Genomic DNA, 18,328 nt, shown 5'->3' with positions numbered 1-18,328 from the left:
CCTTTTATTCGTTCTTATATTCTAACTCAAATATCTCCGTGAAACTTTCTCACCCTGAACATGCAGGCTCGACATTCTCCTGATTTCTGGGTATCTTCAGCTGTCTGGATGTCTAAACGTTTATACGTATGCTATGAGGTAATCAAGTTATGCCAATTCGGGTGCAGGACGAGCTACCGGCCGTCAGTTTCTTGCGTGATGAAAACGTCTTTGTGATGACGACAACTCGCGCGACAACTCAGGAAATTCGCCCGCTGAAGGTGCTCATCCTCAACCTGATGCCGAAGAAAATCGAGACTGAGAACCAGTTCCTACGCCTGCTATCGAACTCACCGTTACAGCTTGATATTCAACTGCTGCGCATTGATGCCAGGGAATCACGTAACACGCCGATGGAGCATCTGAATAACTTTTACTGTAATTTCGAGGAGATCTGCGATCAAAACTTTGATGGGCTAATTGTTACCGGTGCCCCGTTGGGGCTGGTTGAGTTCAATGATGTCGCCTACTGGCCACAGATTAAACAGGTCCTTGAATGGGCCAAAGATCACGTTACCTCGACGCTTTTTGTCTGTTGGGCGGTACAGGCCGCCCTCAATATTCTCTACGGCATCCCAAAACAGACTCGTTCCGAAAAGATTTCAGGTGTATACGAACACCATATCCTGCAACCACATGCCCTATTGACTCGCGGTTTTGATGATAGCTTCCTTGCTCCACACTCACGCTATGCTGACTTTCCGGCGGTATTGATTCGTGACTACACTGATTTAGAGATTCTGGCGGAGACGGAAGAGGGAGATGCCTACCTGTTTGCCAGTAAAGATAAGCGTATTGCCTTCGTGACCGGCCATCCAGAGTATGATGCGAATACCCTCGCCAGCGAGTTTTTCCGCGATGTTGAAGCTGGCCTCGATCCACAGGTCCCGCACAATTATTTCCCACAAAACGATCCGCAGAACAAACCACGAGCCAGCTGGCGAAGTCATGGTAATTTACTGTTTATCAACTGGCTCAACTATTACGTTTACCAGATCACGCCATACGATCTACGCCATATGAATCCGACGCTGGATTAATCTTCTACATAACACGATCCTAAAGCGTTTCAGCATTTTGCCTCTGGCACCTTCGGGTGCCTTTTTTGTTTTCGAAATCTGCTTCATGTTGTAATTTATTTTTAATTTTATTGTTATCAATAAGTTAATTGATATTTAAATTAAAAATGGAAATTGTTTTTGATTTTGTGATTTAATTGCGTAATCTTAATTGTGCTGAACGAAAACTACACAACGATCTTACGTTCGCGCCAACTGGATCAACCAAGAGGAGCAGCACAATGACGCAGCAGGCGACAATCACTGATGAACTGACTTTCAGTCAGCCCTACGGCGAACAGGAAAAGCAAATCTTAACGCCTGAGGCGGTGGAATTCCTGAGCGAACTGGTGAGCCGTTTTACGCCTGAGCGCAATAAACTGCTGACGGCACGAATCCAGCAACAGAAGGCAATTGATGATGGAAAGCTTCCTGATTTTATTTCGGAAACAGCTTCCATTCGTAATGGTGACTGGAAAATTCGCGGCATTCCTGAAGACTTACAGGATCGCAGGGTAGAAATTACCGGCCCGGTTGAGCGCAAGATGGTCATCAACGCGCTCAATGCGAACGTGAAAGTCTTTATGGCCGATTTTGAAGACTCGCTGGCACCCGAATGGAGCAAAGTCATTGATGGGCAAATTAACCTGCGTGATGCGGTAAACGGCACTATTAGTTACACCAACGAGGCTGGCAAGATTTACCAGCTTAAGCCGGACCCGGCATTACTTATTTGTCGTGTACGCGGCCTGCATTTGCCGGAAAAACACGTGACATGGCGTGGGGATGCTATTCCCGGCAGCCTGTTCGATTTTGCTCTCTATTTCTTCCACAACTACAAGGCGTTGCTGGCAAAAGATAGCGGTCCTTATTTCTATCTGCCGAAGACTCAGGCCTGGCAGGAGGCCGCGTGGTGGAGTGAAGTCTTTAGCTTCACTGAAGACCGCTTTGAGCTTCCGCGCGGCACCATCAAAGCCACTCTACTGATTGAAACGCTGCCGGCCGTCTTCCAGATGGATGAGATCCTGCACGCGCTGCGTGACCATATAGTGGGTCTGAACTGCGGGCGCTGGGACTACATTTTCAGCTATATCAAAACCCTGAAGAACCACCCGGATCGCGTGCTGCCGGACCGACAGGTCGTGACAATGGACAAACCTTTCCTCAGCGCCTACTCGCGATTGCTGATTAAAACCTGCCACAAGCGCGGTGCGTTTGCGATGGGCGGCATGGCGGCATTTATTCCGAGCAAAGATGCTGAGCGAAATAATCAGGTACTGAATAAGGTAAAAGCCGACAAATCGCTGGAAGCCAATAACGGCCACGATGGCACCTGGATCGCCCATCCGGGGCTGGCGGATACCGCAATGGCCGTCTTTAACGGCGTGCTGGGCGAGAATAAAAACCAGTTGTTCGTCACCCGTGATGACGATGCGCCAATTACCGCCGAGCAACTGCTGGCTCCTTGTGAAGGCGAACGAACTGAAGAAGGCATGCGCGCCAATATTCGCGTGGCGGTGCAGTACATCGAAGCATGGATCTCCGGCAACGGCTGCGTGCCGATTTACGGTCTGATGGAAGATGCGGCCACTGCCGAAATCTCCCGTACTTCCATTTGGCAGTGGATCCACCACCAGAAGACGCTCAGCGACGGCAAACCGGTGACCAAAGCGCTGTTCCGTCAGTGGCTGGCTGAAGAGATGCGGGTGATTCAGGACGAACTTGGCGAGCACCGTTACAGCAGCGGGCGTTTTGATGAAGCCGCCCGCCTGATGGAACAAATCACCACTTCTGACGAATTAATCGACTTCCTGACTCTGCCGGGCTACCGCCTGCTGGCCTAATTCACCACATAACAATATGGAGCATCTGCACATGAAAACTCGTACCCAACAAATCGAAGAATTAAATAAAGAGTGGACGAACCCGCGCTGGGAAGGCATTACCCGCCCATACAGCGCTGAAGACGTGGTGAAATTACGCGGCTCAGTCAATCCGGAATGCACCCTGGCTCAGCTGGGCGCGGCGAAGATGTGGCGGCTGCTGCACGGTGAAGCGAAAAAAGGCTATATCAACAGTCTCGGCGCGCTGACCGGCGGGCAGGCGTTGCAGCAGGCGAAAGCGGGTATTGAGGCCATTTATCTTTCTGGCTGGCAGGTTGCGGCGGACGCCAACCTGGCGTCCAGCATGTACCCGGATCAATCGCTCTATCCGGCGAACTCGGTACCGGCCGTTGTCGATCGGATCAACAACACTTTCCGCCGCGCGGATCAGATCCAGTGGTCTGCCGGTATTGAGCCGAACGATCCGCGTTACACCGATTATTTCCTGCCGATCGTCGCCGATGCGGAAGCAGGATTTGGCGGCGTACTCAACGCGTTTGAGTTGATGAAATCGATGATTGAGGCCGGTGCAGCGGCCGTTCACTTCGAAGATCAGCTGGCCTCGGTGAAGAAATGCGGTCATATGGGCGGCAAAGTGCTGGTGCCGACCCAGGAAGCCATTCAGAAACTGGTTGCCGCGCGCCTGGCGGCCGACGTCATGGGTGTCCCGACGCTGGTTATTGCTCGCACTGATGCTGATGCGGCGGATTTAATTACGTCAGACTGCGACCCTTACGATCGCGAATTTATCACTGGCGACCGTACCAGCGAAGGTTTCTTCCGTACCCACGCGGGTATCGAACAGGCGATCAGTCGCGGGCTGGCCTACGCACCGTATGCTGACCTGGTGTGGTGCGAAACCTCTACCCCGGACCTTGAGCTGGCGAAACGCTTTGCCGATGCGATTCACGCCAAATATCCGGGTAAGCTGCTGGCTTACAACTGCTCGCCGTCCTTTAACTGGCAGAAAAAACTGGATGATAAAACCATCGCCAGCTTCCAGCAGCAGCTGGCGGATATGGGCTACAAGTATCAGTTCATCACCCTGGCCGGTATTCACAGCATGTGGTTCAACATGTTCGACCTGGCGCACGCTTACGCTCAGGGCGAAGGCATGAAGCACTACGTTGAGAAGGTCCAGCAGCCGGAGTTTGCGGCGGCTAAAGATGGCTACACTTTTGTCTCTCATCAGCAGGAAGTCGGCACCGGCTACTTCGATAAGGTGACCACTATTATTCAGGGTGGGGCCTCGTCGGTCACGGCGTTAACCGGTTCAACAGAAGAAGAGCAGTTCTGATGATTTCCCCCTCTCCCTCGCTCCGGGGGGAGAGGGATGGGTGAGGGGGAAGATATGACGCGTGGCCTGGAATTATTGATTGCTCAGACTATCTTGCAGGGTTTTGACGCCCAGTACGGGCGTTTTCTTGAAGTCACTTCCGGTGCCCAGCAGCGCTTCGAACAGGCTGACTGGCATGCCGTCCAGCAGGCAATGAAACAGCGCATTCATCTCTATGATCACCATGTCGGTCTGGTTGTCGAACAGCTGCGCTGCATTACCGATGGCAAAAATACCGATGCTGATTTTTTGCTGCGGGTGAAAGAGCACTACACCCACTTGTTGCCGGATTACCCTCGCTTCGAAATTGCGGAGAGCTTTTTCAATTCCGTCTATTGTCGGTTGTTTGACCACCGCTCGCTGACTCCCGAGCGGCTTTTTATTTTCAGTTCACAGCCCGAGCGCCGTTTGCGCTCTATCCCGCGCCCGCTGGCAAAAGATTTCTTCCCCGATCGGGGCTGGGACACCTTATTACGCAAGGTGTTATCCGATCTCCCTCTGCGTCTACCGTGGCAAAACCGGGCACGTGATATCGGCTATATCACCGCTTGTTTGCAGGAGGCGCTTGGCAGCGAACTGCTCTCCCGGTCGCATTTGCAGGTAGCGAACGAACTGTTTTATCGCAATAAAGCTGCCTGGTTGGTGGGTAAACTCGTCACGCCAATGACGACGCTGCCTTTCCTGCTGCCAATTCATCGTACCGACGAAGGCGAGCTGTTTGTCGATGCCTGCCTGACGACGCATGCCGAAGCGAGTATCGTTTTTGGCTTCGCCCGCTCCTATTTTATGGTTTACGCGCCGCTGCCCGGCGCGCTGGTCGAATGGCTGCGCGATATCCTGCCGGGTAAAACCACCGCCGAACTGTATATGGCGATTGGCTGTCAGAAGCATGCGAAAACCGAAAGCTATCGCGAATACCTGCACTATATCTCCCGCAGCGATGAGCAATTTATCGAAGCGCCGGGCATTCGCGGGATGGTGATGTTGGTATTCACCTTGCCGGGATTTGACCGGGTATTTAAGGTAATCAAAGACAATTTTGCGCCGCAAAAAGAGATGACCGCCGCCCACGTGCGCGCTTGCTATCAGTTGGTTAAAGAGCACGACCGCGTGGGAAGAATGGCGGATACCCAGGAGTTTGAAAATTTTGTGCTGGAGAAACGGCAAATTGCGCCTGAACTCATGACCCTGTTACAAACCGAGGCTGGAGCAAAAATCACCGATCTCGGGGAGCGGATTGTCATCAGCCATCTCTATATTGAGCGGCGGATGGTGCCGTTGAATATCTGGCTGGAGCAGGTGGACGGTCAGGCGTTGCGCGATGCGGTAGAGGAGTATGGGAACGCCATTCGTCAACTGGCCGCCGCTAATATTTTCCCCGGCGATATGCTATTTAAGAACTTTGGCGTCACGCGCCACGGCCGGGTGGTGTTCTACGATTATGATGAAATTTGCTATATGACCGAAGTGAATTTCCGCGAAATACCGCCTGCACGTTATCCGGAAGACGAGCTGGCCAGCGAGCCCTGGTATAGCGTTTCGCCGGGGGATGTCTTTCCAGAGGAGTTTCGCCACTGGCTGTGCGCTGACCGGCGCATCGGGCCGCTATTTGAAGAGATGCATGCCGACCTGCTGCGTGCTGATTACTGGCGGGCGCTGCAAACGCGGATTCGAGAGGGCCACGTGGAGGACGTCTACGCCTATCGCCGCCGCCAGCGCTTTTGCGTGCGCTACGACAACCTACAGCAGGCGGGTTAAGCAAATGGCCTGGTTCAGGCCACTTCAATAACGGCGAATTCTTCGTACACCAGCTCCATATCCGGCGCCCAAGTGCCTTCGCGCTCAAAAAACGTCTGATGCGCAGATTGCCAGTAAGCCAGGCTCAAATCACCTTCGCCTTCCTGCGCGGCCAGTTCCGCGCTCATTTCGTTAAAACGTATCAACCTGAGCGCCAGGGTGCGTATGACGCATACGGCTTTACCTTTTCCGTCCAGCACAATGTGATATGCCCCAGGCGTCACGGGCGGCAGCTCTTGCTGATAGCTGGCAAGCGAGCCGCAGGTGCCGCGCTTTTTCCCGGCGACGACCAGGGCTGCCAGCTCGTCGGCGAGCTCCGGTGAATCACCGAAAGACCAGCAGAAAGCAGAAGGGTATTTATCTTGCCAGTATGATTTCAGATCGCTCATTTATCGCACTCCTCCATACGCCAGCGTCACTTCTTTCGCCGCCTTAATCGCCAGCGCCCCCAGTTCGGTAACGCGATCGTCGGTAATGCGCGAAATCGGCCCGGAGATAGAAATCGCGGCGAACGGCTCGCGGTGTTCATCATAAATACACGATGCCACGCAGCGCAGGCCAAGCGCGTGTTCTTCATCATCAAACGAATAGCCGCGTTTACGCGTCTGGGCCAAATCTTCTTTCAGATGCACCGGCGACACCAGCGTGGCGTGAGTATAAGCATGCAGGCCTTTACGATGCAGCAGGCTGGTCACTTGCTCTTCACTCAACTGCGACAGAAACGCTTTTCCCGCGCCGGAAGCGTGCATCGGCAGCTTGCCGCCAATTGGCGCCGACATACGCATCAGTTGGGTACACTGTACCTGGTCGATGATAATCGCCTGATGGTCGCCCTGGTCCAGCACCGCGAGGTTTACCGTCTCGCCGGAATCTTCCATCAGTTGGCGCAGAATCGGATGGACGATCGCCAGCAGGTTACGGCTTTGCAGGAAACTGCTGCCGACAACAAATGCATGCGCCCCCACCGACCAGTGTCCCAGCTCGCCGACCTGGCGAACAAAGCCCAACTGTTGCATGGTGGTCAGCAGGCGGTGAGTGGTCGAATTAGGTAAACCGGCCTGCTGGGCCAGCTCAGTCAGCGCGACGCTGCCATGAGATTCAGAAATCCATTCGAGTAGCTTCAGGCCACGTGTCAGGGACTGAACTTGTCCGCCAGCCGGAGCGGCGGCGGGTGAGGCAGGTTTTCTGCCGCGTTTTGCAGGAACGGGGGTAGCCATCGCGGACTCCTTTTTCTGTATCGTGGAAATGATTTTCGTTTTATTTGGCGATAATGCAATCACTACCAGACTGATCGGATGAGTGAAGCTGAACATGTCTCATGTTGCCGTTGTTTTCTTTTCCACCCTCCAGGTTTATGCCAGTATGGTCTGTTGAGTTTTTTCGGTCTGATTGAGCGTTGTCGGGAGCGAGTGTGAGCAGCAAAGTTGAGCAACTGCATCAGCAGTTAAAAGAACGTATTTTGGTTCTGGACGGAGGCATGGGCACCATGATCCAGAGCTATCGTCTGAGCGAGCAGGACTTTCGTGGCGATCGCTTTGCCGACTGGCCGTGCGATCTGAAGGGCAACAACGACCTGCTGGTTCTCAGCAAGCCGGAGGTGATAACCGCGATCCACGATGCCTACTTTGCGGCCGGGGCGGATATCATTGAAACCAATACCTTTAACTCGACGACCATCGCGATGGCGGATTACCAGATGGAATCCCTGTCGGCGGAGATCAACTTTGCGGCGGCGAAACTGGCCCGCGCCAGCGCCGATGCCTGGACCGCCCGCACGCCGGAAAAACCGCGCTACGTCGCAGGCGTTCTCGGCCCGACTAACCGCACCGCGTCTATTTCTCCGGACGTCAACGACCCGGCCTTTCGCAATATCACTTTCGACGGGCTGGTGGCGGCCTATCGCGAATCCACCAAAGCGCTGGTGGAGGGCGGCAGTGACCTGATCCTGATTGAAACCGTCTTCGATACCCTTAACGCCAAAGCGGCGATTTTTGCGGTGAAGGAAGAGTTTGAAGCGCTGGGCGTGGATCTGCCTATTATGATCTCCGGCACCATCACCGACGCCTCCGGGCGTACGCTTTCCGGCCAGACCACTGAAGCCTTCTATAACTCACTGCGCCACGCCGATGCGCTGACCTTTGGTCTCAACTGTGCGTTAGGCCCGGATGAACTGCGTCAGTACGTGCAGGAGCTGTCGCGCATTGCCGAATGCTACGTCACCGCGCACCCGAACGCCGGGCTGCCGAACGCTTTTGGTGAATACGACCTGGACGCCGACAATATGGCGGCGCAAATCCGTGAATGGGCAGAGGCTGGCTTCCTGAATATCGTTGGCGGCTGCTGCGGCACCACGCCGGAACATATCGCCGCCATGAGCCGCGCCGTTGAAGGGCTGACGCCGCGCCAGTTGCCGGAACTGCCGGTTGCCTGCCGTCTCGCAGGCCTTGAGCCGCTGAATATCGGCGACGACAGCCTGTTCGTTAACGTTGGCGAGCGTACCAACGTGACCGGCTCAGCAAAATTTAAACGCCTGATTAAAGAAGAAAAATACAACGAAGCGCTGGACGTTGCCCGCCAGCAGGTGGAAAGCGGTGCGCAGATTATCGATATCAACATGGATGAGGGGATGCTCGACGCCGAAGCGGCGATGGTGCGATTCCTCAACCTGATCGCCGGTGAGCCGGATATTGCCCGCGTACCGATTATGATTGACTCCTCAAAGTGGGAGGTCATTGAGAAAGGGCTGAAATGCATTCAGGGCAAAGGCATCGTCAACTCCATCTCGATGAAAGAGGGCGTTGAGCCGTTTATCCATCATGCCAAAAAAGTGCGCCGCTACGGTGCTGCCATGGTAGTGATGGCTTTTGATGAACAGGGCCAGGCCGATACCCGGGCGCGCAAAATTGAGATTTGCCGCCGGGCGTACAAGATTCTCACCGAAGAAGTGGGCTTCCCGCCGGAAGACATCATTTTTGACCCGAATATTTTCGCCGTGGCAACCGGCATTGAAGAGCACAACAACTACGCCCAGGACTTTATCGGTGCCTGTGAAGACATCAAACGCGAGCTGCCGCATGCGCTAATTTCCGGCGGCGTCTCCAACGTCTCTTTCTCGTTCCGCGGCAACGACCCGGTACGCGAAGCGATTCACGCAGTATTCCTCTACTACGCCATCCGTAACGGCATGGACATGGGCATCGTCAACGCCGGTCAGCTGGCGATTTACGACGACCTGCCCGCCGAGCTGCGCGATGCGGTTGAAGATGTGATTCTGAACCGCCGCGATGATGGCACTGAACGTCTGCTGGATCTGGCGGAGAAATATCGCGGTAGCAAATCCGACGAAAGCGCCAACATCCAGCAGGCTGAATGGCGTTCGTGGGAAGTGAAAAAGCGTCTCGAATATTCGCTGGTCAAAGGCATTACCGAATTTATCGAGCTGGATACCGAAGAAGCCCGTCAGCAGGCCGCGCGCCCTATCGAGGTCATCGAAGGGCCGCTGATGGACGGTATGAACGTAGTTGGCGATCTGTTTGGTGAAGGGAAAATGTTCCTGCCGCAGGTGGTGAAATCTGCCCGCGTGATGAAGCAGGCGGTGGCTTATCTTGAACCGTATATCGAAGCCAGCAAAGAGAAAGGCTCCAGCAACGGCAAGATGGTCATTGCGACCGTGAAGGGCGATGTTCATGACATCGGTAAAAATATCGTTGGGGTTGTACTGCAATGTAACAACTACGAAATCGTCGATCTTGGCGTGATGGTCCCCGCAGAGAAAATCCTCCGAACGGCGAGAGAAGTGAATGCTGATCTGATTGGCCTTTCCGGACTGATTACTCCGTCGCTGGACGAAATGGTCAACGTGGCGAAAGAGATGGAACGCCAGGGCTTTACCATTCCGCTGCTGATCGGCGGCGCGACGACTTCGAAAGCGCATACAGCAGTGAAAATCGAGCAGAACTACAGTGGCCCGACGGTCTACGTGCAGAACGCCTCGCGCACCGTAGGTATTGTTGCCGCGCTACTGTCTGATACTCAGCACGATGATTTTGTTGCCCGCACGCGTAAAGAGTATGAAACCGTGCGTATCCAGCACGCGCGCAAAAAGCCGCGTACGCCGCCGGTCACGCTGGAGGCTGCGCGCGATAACGATCTGGCCTTTGACTGGGAAAACTATACCCCGCCGGTGGCCCATCGTCTGGGCGTGCAGGAGGTTGAAGCCAGTATCGAAACCCTGCGTAACTATATCGACTGGACGCCGTTCTTTATGACCTGGTCGCTGGCCGGGAAATATCCGCGCATTCTGGAAGATGAAGTGGTCGGCGTTGAGGCGCAGCGTCTGTTCAAAGATGCCAACTATCTGTTGGATAAGCTGAGTGCTGAAAAATCTCTTAACCCGCGCGGCGTGGTGGGGCTGTTCCCGGCAAACCGCGTCGGCGACGATGTGGAAATTTATCGCGATGAAACCCGCACTCACGTGCTGACCGTGGGCCATCATTTGCGCCAGCAGACCGAGAAAGTCGGCTTTGCAAACTACTGTCTGGCGGATTTTGTCGCCCCGAAATTGTCAGGGAAAGCGGACTACATCGGCGCGTTCGCGGTAACCGGCGGTCTTGAAGAGGATGCGCTGGCCGATGCTTACGAGGCGCAGCACGATGACTACAACAAGATCATGGTGAAGGCGATTGCCGACCGTCTGGCGGAAGCCTTTGCTGAATATCTGCATGAGCGCGTGCGTAAAGTGTACTGGGGTTATGCGGCGAACGAGAACCTCAGCAACGAGGAACTCATCCGCGAAAACTACCAGGGGATCCGCCCGGCACCCGGTTATCCTGCCTGCCCGGAGCACACCGAAAAGGCGACCATCTGGGAACTGCTGGAAGTGGAGAAACACACCGGTATGAAGCTGACCGAATCCTTCGCCATGTGGCCCGGAGCCTCGGTTTCCGGCTGGTACTTCAGCCATCCGGACAGCAAGTATTTCGCGGTAGCGCAAATTCAGCGCGATCAGGTGGAGGACTACGCGTTGCGTAAAGGGATGAGCGTGGCGGAAGTTGAACGCTGGTTAGCGCCGAATTTGGGATATGACGCGGACTAATTGGTATTGCCGGGGCGTTTAGCGCCCCGGCTTTGCAAATAGTTGCTCAATGGATTGGGTTGGGTAAAACAGCGCGTTGTTGTTGTTACCGCTTAAAGGAATAAACCCCAGGCTAATGTAAAATTCTCTGGCCTTTTCATTGATTGCCTCAACAAAAAGTCCATAAATACCCACGGCGTGTGAGGCGTGATAGACGACGTTCATCGCATGAGCTACTAGCGTAGAACCCCATCCAGCACCTTGTAGCGATTTGTCTACCGCCAGTCTGCCGAGCATGACGCAGGGAACATTTTGATAAATGACTTTCTTCTGCTGTGAACGTGACGGCAGCGTCGCTTTTTCAAAACTGCTGCCTGACAGCGTGTAATAGCCGAGAATTTTAGAGGCGGGCGAGACCGTCCTGAGCACGTATCCCCTTAATATTTTGCCATCATGTTGCCTTCTCAGATGTGCAGTCAGAAAGGTGTTTAACGTGGTATCGCCGCAGTCAAATTCATCCATGCTATAGAGAAGGTTATCAGATAGCATCTCTATACGAAGTTCATCCATGTTTTATTCCATATCACGCAGACGTCGGGCCGCTTGCCGTAACCGCTCGTTAGGTTCAGGCGGATTACTGATGGCTTCCATTACCTGATTCCAGGACTCCTCGTTCAGCTGTAAGCGGCGATGCTGTTCAATGACCTCCGCTGCGTGCGCAGAAGCGCTGCTCACCATAAATTGGGTCATTGACTGGTTCGTGAGTGCGGCGGCTTCTTCAATCATGGACTTATCATCTGGGGTTAATCGCAGATCGATTCGTTGTTTTTTCAGTACGGTCATAACGTGTCTTTTAATCTAAATGTACGGTGATAATCCGTACATTTAAATGTAGTGATGTCGGTATGTTTTTTCAACAGTTATTTCTGCGGGGATTTGATGGTGCCATCAAACTGTCACCTTTCCTTACAACTAACAAGGCGCTCAATGAGCGCCCTGTCTCTTTATTGTGTTTAAACCCTTATACTGAAACAAGGTTTGCGGGCGCGGCTTGCCGGATGGCGGCGTAAACGCCTTATCTGGGCTACGGGAGAATCTTTTGTAGGCCTGATAAGCGCAGCGCCATCAGGCATGATGCCGATGCCTTGAGCCTCAGGAACCGATAAATATAAGGAGAAGCTGATTCCGTGTTAACTCTGCTACACCTGCTTTCTGCCGTCGCCCTGCTGGTGTGGGGCACCCATATTGTTCGCACCGGCGTGATGCGCGTCTACGGTGCACGCCTGCGAAGCGTTCTGAGCAGCAGCGTGGAGAAAAAGCCGCTCGCCTTCTGTGCGGGCATCGGTGTCACCGCGCTGGTCCAGAGCAGCAACGCCACCACCATGCTGGTCACCTCTTTTGTCGCTCAGGACCTGGTGGCGCTGGCTCCTGCGCTGGTAATGGTGCTGGGGGCGGACGTCGGTACCGCGCTGATGGCGAGGGTGCTGACCTTCGACCTGTCATGGCTTTCGCCGCTGCTGATTTTTATCGGCGTGATTTTTTTCCTTGGGCGCAAGCAAACGCGCGCAGGCCAGCTCGGACGCGTGGGGATTGGCCTGGGGCTGATTCTTCTCGCGCTGGAGCTGATCGTACAGGCGGTGCATCCCATCACCCAGGCCAACGGCGTGCAGGTGATTTTCGCCTCGTTGACCGGCGATATTATGCTGGATGCGCTGATTGGCGCGGTATTCGCGATCATCAGCTATTCAAGCCTGGCCGCGGTGCTGCTGACCGCCACGTTAACCTCGACCGGTGTGATTTCATTTCCGGTCGCGCTGTGCCTGGTGATTGGCGCTAACCTCGGCTCTGGGCTGCTGGCGATGCTCAATAACAGCGGGGCGAATGCCGCCGCGCGCCGCGTTGCGCTTGGCAGCCTGCTGTTTAAGCTGGTGGGTAGCCTGATTATCCTGCCGTTTGTTCATGTCCTGGCGGAGGTGATGCATAAGCTGCCGTTAGCGGAAGCTGAGCTGGTTATCTACTTCCACGTCTTCTACAACCTGATCCGCTGTATCGCCATGGTGCCGTTCGCTGAGCCGATGGCCCGTCTCTGTAAGCGTTTGATTCGCGACGAGCCGGAGCTGGACGCGCGACTGAAGCCGAAGCATCTCGATACTTCGGCGCTGGATACCCCCGCGCTGGCGCTGGCCAATGCCGCTCGCGAAACGCTGCGTATTGGCGATGCGATGGAGCAGATGCTGGAAGGCCTGCGCAAGATCATGCACGGTGAGTCGCGCGAGGAGAAAGAGCTACGGCGGATGGCGGATGACATCAACGTGCTTTATACCGCGATTAAGCTCTATCTGGCGCGGATGCCAAAAGAGGAGCTGGCGGAAGAGGAATCCCGCCGCTGGGCGGAGATCATCGAAATGGCGCTCAACCTGGAGCAGGCTTCGGATATTGTCGAGAGGATGGGCAGTGAAATCGCCGATAAATCTCTGGCTGCGCGCCGCGCTTTCTCCATGGAGGGGCTGAAGGAGCTGGATGGGCTGTACGATCAGTTACTGAGTAATCTACAGCTGGCGATGTCAGTCTTTTTCTCCGGTGACGTGCCGAGCGCCCGTCGTCTGCGGCGTAGTAAGCATCGTTTTCGCATTTTAAACCGTCGCTATTCGCATGCCCACGTTGACCGCCTGCATCAGCAAAACGTGCAGAGTATTGAAACCAGTACGCTGCATCTGGCGCTACTGGGTGACATGAAGCGTCTGAACTCGCTGTTCTGCTCGGTGGCCTATAGCGTGATGGAGCAGCCGGATGAGGACGATGAGCGGGATGATTATTAACCGGTGATGTCGCAAAAATCCCCGGTGGCGCTGCGCTGACCGGGCTACAGGTTCACAGCAGTCTGCGGTTTGGTCACCCGGACAAGGTGCGTCAAGCGCCGCCTCCGGGAAATTCCCCGGGTCGCGGCAGACGCCTTACCCGGGCTACAGGCCCGTGCGGTCTGGGGCTGGGTAGCCCGGACAGGCGCGTTGAGCGCCGCCTCCGGGAAAGTGAGATCAAGGGATCAGAAACGATGCCCTGCGTTAAGAGTTACCGCCTCTTCTCCAGCCCTGAACACCAGCGTCGGGTTCGGGCCGCCGAGGGTCGCGTGGCCCTGCGTCACCTGAATCCAGTTGCCTTCCGGCAAGCCGATAATTGTCAATTCCGGCGCAACCACCAGCAACTCACGAATGCGCTGTTCGCGGGTTTCGCCTTTATGGCCTTCCGGTAGGGCGTTGGTGAAATGCGGGTTAATCTGCAGCGGGAACAGCCCCAGCGCATCAAAGCCCTGAGGGTCGACAATCGGCATATCGTTAGTGGTGCGGATGGTCGGGCAAGCAAGGTTAGCCCCCGCGCTCCAGCCGACGTATAGCGCACCGCGCTTCACCACATCCACCATCGGCACCAGCAGGCCGCGCTCGCGGCACTCTTTCAGCAACTGGAAGGTATTACCGCCGCCAACGATAACTATCTCTGCGTTTTCAATCGCCGACACCGGGTCAGCCACGCTGTGAATTCCGGTAACCGCCACGCCCATGGGGCCAAAGACGGCGGCGGTTTTCGCAGTGTAATCGTCCCAGGTTTGCGTCACCCCGGCGAAAGGAATAAATACCGCAGAACGGCGACCGTTTAGCTGCCCGGCAATCGTCGGTAGCGCATGTTCCATCCAGGCTTTGCCCGGTAGCGTTGAGTTACTTAATAGCAGCAGTTCCATTATTTCTCCATTCAGCCAGATGATTCGTCGGCTGAGGATGTTAGCACAGCTTATCATTCTGCTTGCTGACGTGGCTCACGCTAAAATGAGCTTAACGCGGAAGATAAGCCGCCATAAACACCTCAACGGCGCGGGCTGTAACCTGCTGCACTTCTTCATCGCTAACGCGGTCCTGCTGGCGGAATAAAAACCGGTCCATCAGCTCTGCTTGCAACAACGCGCTCAAGTGCAGCGCCGTAATGCGCGGATCGGCATGGCGCAGCAAACCATTCTCCATGGCGAGAGATAAAAAATCGGCGATCAGCTGCTGAACGCGCAGGATGCCGCGCTGATAGATCAGATCGCCCAGCTTGTTGTTACCGGAACCGGCAATCGCCAGCCGCTGGTTGGATTGCACATCCGGAGAGTAGATAAAGTGTAAAAAGCGCTGACCAAACTGATTTAGCGCGAGCGTAATGTCGCCGCGCTCCAGCATTGATGGCTCCACCAGCTTGAGCACCGCGGAGAATTCTTCTTCGCACAGGCGCGACATCACTTCAAAAAATAACTCATCTTTCGAGGCAAAATGGTTATACAGCGTGGCCTTCGAGCCGCCGACGCGGGCGCAGATTTCCGCCATTGAGGCCCCTTCATAGCCCAGTTCGCGAAATACCTGCGTGGCCTCATCAAGGATATTTTGTCGTTTTACTTCGGTTCTGGTGCTTTTCATATTTGACGACCGGCTGAGAAAAGAAAGGGCTGTTCAATTTTATCACGACTCTGATACACTCCAAAACTGTACCGTACAGTACAGTTCAATATCAGGATAGACATAATTATGGAACAGGATGCCTTACCTTCATTTTTTACGCGCACTGCCTGTCGCAGAACGCTGATGCCGCTGGCAGTTGCGCTGTGGCTGGTCGGCTGTGCGCAGCTACCGGATGCACCGCCTAAGGCGGAACTCAAAGCCGTTGAAAGCTATGGGGCGAGTACGCTGCCGCTGAATGCGCAGGCGGTCTGGCCGACGCAGCAGTGGTGGCGCGGCTATGGAGACAGCCAGCTCAATACGCTTATTGACGAGGCGCTGGCAAACGCCCCCGATATGACCATTGCCGCCGCGCGTTTGCGCAGCGCCGAGGCCAGAGGCCAGCAGGCGCAATCGGCACTGCTGCCGCAGCTCAGCGCTTCGGCAACGGCCAGCCAGCAGCGTCAGTCCTACAACTATTTACTGCCGCGCGAAATGTCGCCCATTGGCTGGAAAGAGTATGGCCAGATGACGCTCGACCTTTCGTGGGATCTGGATTTCTGGGGTAAAAACCGCGCCTCGCTGGCGGCGGCGACTTCGGTAATTGAGGCGACCCGCGCGGAGCAGTATCAGGCGCAGCTGGAGCTGTCCGCCGCGGTCGCGATGGCGTATGCCGATCTGGCGCAATATTACGCCGAACGCGACAGCGTCGCGGAGGTAGTGGAGGCGCGGCGCAAAACCGCAGAGCTGTTTGATAAACGCTATCACAATGGTATGGAAACACGCTCGGCCTTGCATATTGCCCAGTCGCGGCTGGCCGCCGCGCAGGGCGAGCTACAGGTGCTTGATGAGCGTATCCAGCTTACGCGCTATCAGCTTGCAGAACTGCTGGGGGCCGGGCCGGATCGCGGGCTGGCCATCAAGCGGCCGCAAATTAATTTGCACAACGTGCGCGGACTGCCGGAACAGCTCCCCGTCAACCTGCTGGGTCGTCGCCCGGATATCGTCGCTGCCCGCCTGATGGCACAAGCGCAGGATAGTCAGGTTAGCGCTCATAAAGCGGCGTTTTACCCCAACATCAACCTGTCGGCATTTATCGGCTTCCAGGCGCTGGGGCTGGATAACCTCATCGAATCAGGATCGAAATTCGGCAACGCCGGACCGGCTATTTGGCTGCCTATCTTCAGCGGTGGTCGCCTGCGCGGTGAGCTGCGCGGCGCGATGGCTGAGTACGATATCGCCGCCGCCCGCTACAACGCTACCGTCACCCATGCGTTGCAGGAGGTGGCGAGCGCGGGGTTGAGCCAGAAAGCGCTAACGGCGCAGATTGCCAGCGCGCAGACGGCGGCAACCGAGGCCAGCGAGGCCTGGCGGGTGGTGAGCAAACGTTATGAAGGAGGCTTGGCGACGTACATCGATGTGCTGTACGCCCAGGATTCGGTACTGGAATGTCAGCGCCGACTTGCCGTGGTGCAGTCGCGCGCCTTCTCTGTTGATGTCGCGCTACAACGCGCGCTGGGTGGCGGCTACCAGCAGCCGCAGGATGAAGAAGCAAAAGGATCTGATGATGTCTAAAACCCCAAACGTAAGCCAACAACGACGTAAAGCACAGCTGATGCTGCTGGCTGGCGTAGTTATCATCGCCGGGGCGCTATCCGGTGGATACTGGTTTTTGTATGGCTCGCATTTTGTGGCCACCGATAACGCCTATGCGGCGGTGGAAATCACTCAGGTGACGCCGTCTATTGGCGGAACGGTCGGTGAAGTGCTGGTCAAGGATACGCAGACGGTGAAAAAGGGCGACCTGCTGGTGCGTATCGACCCCACCGATGCTCAACTGGCGAAGGCCCAGGCCGACGCGGAGCTGGAAAACACTATCCGGCGGGTGAAGGGCTATTTTACCACCGACAGCAACCTCCATTCGCAGATTCAGGCCCGTGAAGCCGATGAATTGCGGGCGGCGGCGCAGCTGGCGGTTGCGCAGGCAGATTTCTCCCGCGCCAGTATTGACCTGAAGCGGCGTAAAGCGCTGGTGTCTGACGGCGCGGTATCCGGCGACGAGCTGACGCAGGCGCAGAACGCCTGGGATAGCGCCAAAGCCCGGCTGGCGGCGGAGCAGGCGGCGGCCAGCCAGGCGAAAGCTAACCGAGCGTCGGCCCTTAGTGCGCGGGAAACTAACGCGGTGCGGATCAGTGATACCTCCGTGGACAACCATCCGGAAGTCGCGCTGGCTCGCGCGCGCCGCGATCAGGCCGCCGTCGATTTGGCGCGTACTGAAATTCGTGCGCCGGTCGAAGGTATTATTGCTAAACGTCAGGTTGAACCGGGGCAGCGCGTGCAGGCGGGGATGCCGCTGATGACCGTCGTGCCGGTCCATGAGATGTACGTTAACGCCAACTATAAAGAGGTGCAGCTAACCAACGTCCGCGTCGGCCAGCCTGTGGAGCTGCATGCCGATCTGTACGGCAGCTCCGTGACCTATCACGGCGTGGTGGAAGGCTTCTCCGGCGGCTCCGGCTCAGCGTTTTCAGCTATTCCAGCGCAGAACGCCACCGGCAACTGGATCAAGGTTGTTCAGCGTCTGCCGGTACGTATCAAGCTTGACCCGATCGAGCTGGATAAGCATCCGCTGAAGGTGGGGCTGTCAATGCACGCTGAAATCGACACCCGTGGACGCTGAT

Annotated in this window: 14 protein-coding genes; 8 read left to right on the top strand and 6 right to left on the bottom strand. The window is 55.7% G+C overall.

The annotated features are described in order from the left end of the window. The first annotated feature begins 149 nt into the window (after window positions 1-149). The 4 genes from metA (at window position 150) to aceK (ending at window position 6,074) form a co-directional block, all read left to right on the top strand. Complete coding sequence (metA, locus tag ACMYSL_RS27435) at window positions 150-1,079, top strand: homoserine O-succinyltransferase MetA (protein ID WP_434660707.1); 930 nt, start codon at window positions 150-152, stop codon at window positions 1,077-1,079. Window positions 1,080-1,339: 260 nt separating this feature from the next. After that, a complete protein-coding gene (gene aceB, locus ACMYSL_RS27430; protein WP_434660705.1) occupies window positions 1,340-2,941 on the top strand; it encodes a malate synthase A in 1,602 nt (533 codons plus the stop codon). 31 nt (window positions 2,942-2,972) lie between these two features. Next, a complete protein-coding gene (gene aceA, locus ACMYSL_RS27425; RefSeq protein WP_434660703.1) occupies window positions 2,973-4,277 on the top strand; it encodes an isocitrate lyase in 1,305 nt (434 codons plus the stop codon). Between the two features lie 54 nt (window positions 4,278-4,331). Further along, on the top strand, window positions 4,332-6,074 hold the full coding sequence (gene aceK, locus ACMYSL_RS27420; protein WP_434660702.1) for a bifunctional isocitrate dehydrogenase kinase/phosphatase: 1,743 nt from the start codon (window positions 4,332-4,334) through the stop codon (window positions 6,072-6,074). Window positions 6,075-6,088: 14 nt separating this feature from the next. Here aceK and ACMYSL_RS27415 read toward each other — a convergent pair whose 3' ends face one another. After that, entirely contained in the window at window positions 6,089-6,493 is a 405-nt protein-coding gene (locus ACMYSL_RS27415) for an ASCH domain-containing protein (protein ID WP_434664291.1), read from the bottom strand. A 9-nt stretch (window positions 6,494-6,502) separates the two neighbouring features. Beyond that, the gene (gene iclR / locus ACMYSL_RS27410; protein ID WP_110277248.1) at window positions 6,503-7,330 is read right to left on the bottom strand and encodes a glyoxylate bypass operon transcriptional repressor IclR; all 828 of its coding nucleotides are present in this window, start codon (window positions 7,328-7,330) and stop codon (window positions 6,503-6,505) included. A gap of 194 nt (window positions 7,331-7,524) precedes the next feature. Here iclR and metH point away from each other — a divergent pair, with 194 nt between their 5' ends. Further along, window positions 7,525-11,208, top strand: coding sequence for a methionine synthase (gene metH, locus ACMYSL_RS27405; protein WP_434660701.1), 3,684 nt, complete (start codon window positions 7,525-7,527; stop codon window positions 11,206-11,208). 18 nt (window positions 11,209-11,226) lie between these two features. Here the strand turns inward: metH and ACMYSL_RS27400 are convergent, their stop codons facing one another. Together ACMYSL_RS27400 and ACMYSL_RS27395 are read right to left on the bottom strand one after the other, a co-directional pair. After that, window positions 11,227-11,757, bottom strand: coding sequence for a GNAT family N-acetyltransferase (locus ACMYSL_RS27400; RefSeq protein ID WP_142462595.1), 531 nt, complete (start codon window positions 11,755-11,757; stop codon window positions 11,227-11,229). Window positions 11,758-11,760: 3 nt separating this feature from the next. Continuing rightward, window positions 11,761-12,030: a DUF1778 domain-containing protein gene (locus ACMYSL_RS27395; RefSeq protein WP_142462594.1), complete on the bottom strand. Its 270-nt coding sequence runs from the start codon at window positions 12,028-12,030 to the stop codon at window positions 11,761-11,763. 344 nt (window positions 12,031-12,374) lie between these two features. Between ACMYSL_RS27395 and ACMYSL_RS27390 the strand changes: the two genes are divergently transcribed. Continuing rightward, window positions 12,375-14,006, top strand: a complete 1,632-nt coding sequence (locus tag ACMYSL_RS27390; protein ID WP_181484057.1) for a Na/Pi cotransporter family protein — start codon at window positions 12,375-12,377, stop codon at window positions 14,004-14,006. Window positions 14,007-14,230: 224 nt separating this feature from the next. Here ACMYSL_RS27390 and pepE read toward each other — a convergent pair whose 3' ends face one another. Then, window positions 14,231-14,920, bottom strand: coding sequence for a dipeptidase PepE (gene pepE / locus ACMYSL_RS27385; RefSeq protein WP_434660700.1), 690 nt, complete (start codon window positions 14,918-14,920; stop codon window positions 14,231-14,233). A gap of 91 nt (window positions 14,921-15,011) precedes the next feature. Further along, entirely contained in the window at window positions 15,012-15,629 is a 618-nt protein-coding gene (locus tag ACMYSL_RS27380; protein WP_434660699.1) for a TetR/AcrR family transcriptional regulator, read from the bottom strand. Between the two features lie 108 nt (window positions 15,630-15,737). Here ACMYSL_RS27380 and ACMYSL_RS27375 point away from each other — a divergent pair, with 108 nt between their 5' ends. Together ACMYSL_RS27375 and ACMYSL_RS27370 are read left to right on the top strand one after the other, a co-directional pair. After that, complete coding sequence (locus tag ACMYSL_RS27375) at window positions 15,738-17,222, top strand: efflux transporter outer membrane subunit (protein WP_434660698.1); 1,485 nt, start codon at window positions 15,738-15,740, stop codon at window positions 17,220-17,222. Beyond that, the gene (locus ACMYSL_RS27370) at window positions 17,191-18,327 is read left to right on the top strand and encodes an HlyD family efflux transporter periplasmic adaptor subunit (RefSeq protein WP_434660697.1); all 1,137 of its coding nucleotides are present in this window, start codon (window positions 17,191-17,193) and stop codon (window positions 18,325-18,327) included. Before ACMYSL_RS27375 ends, ACMYSL_RS27370 begins: the two co-directional genes overlap by 32 nt. The last annotated feature ends 1 nt before the right edge of the window (window position 18,328 follow it).

Origin of the sequence: Klebsiella sp. MISC125 (genome assembly GCF_051131775.1) — a bacterium.
Classification (GTDB): domain Bacteria; phylum Pseudomonadota; class Gammaproteobacteria; order Enterobacterales; family Enterobacteriaceae; genus Klebsiella.
This window is presented reverse-complemented; position numbering and strand designations above follow the sequence as displayed.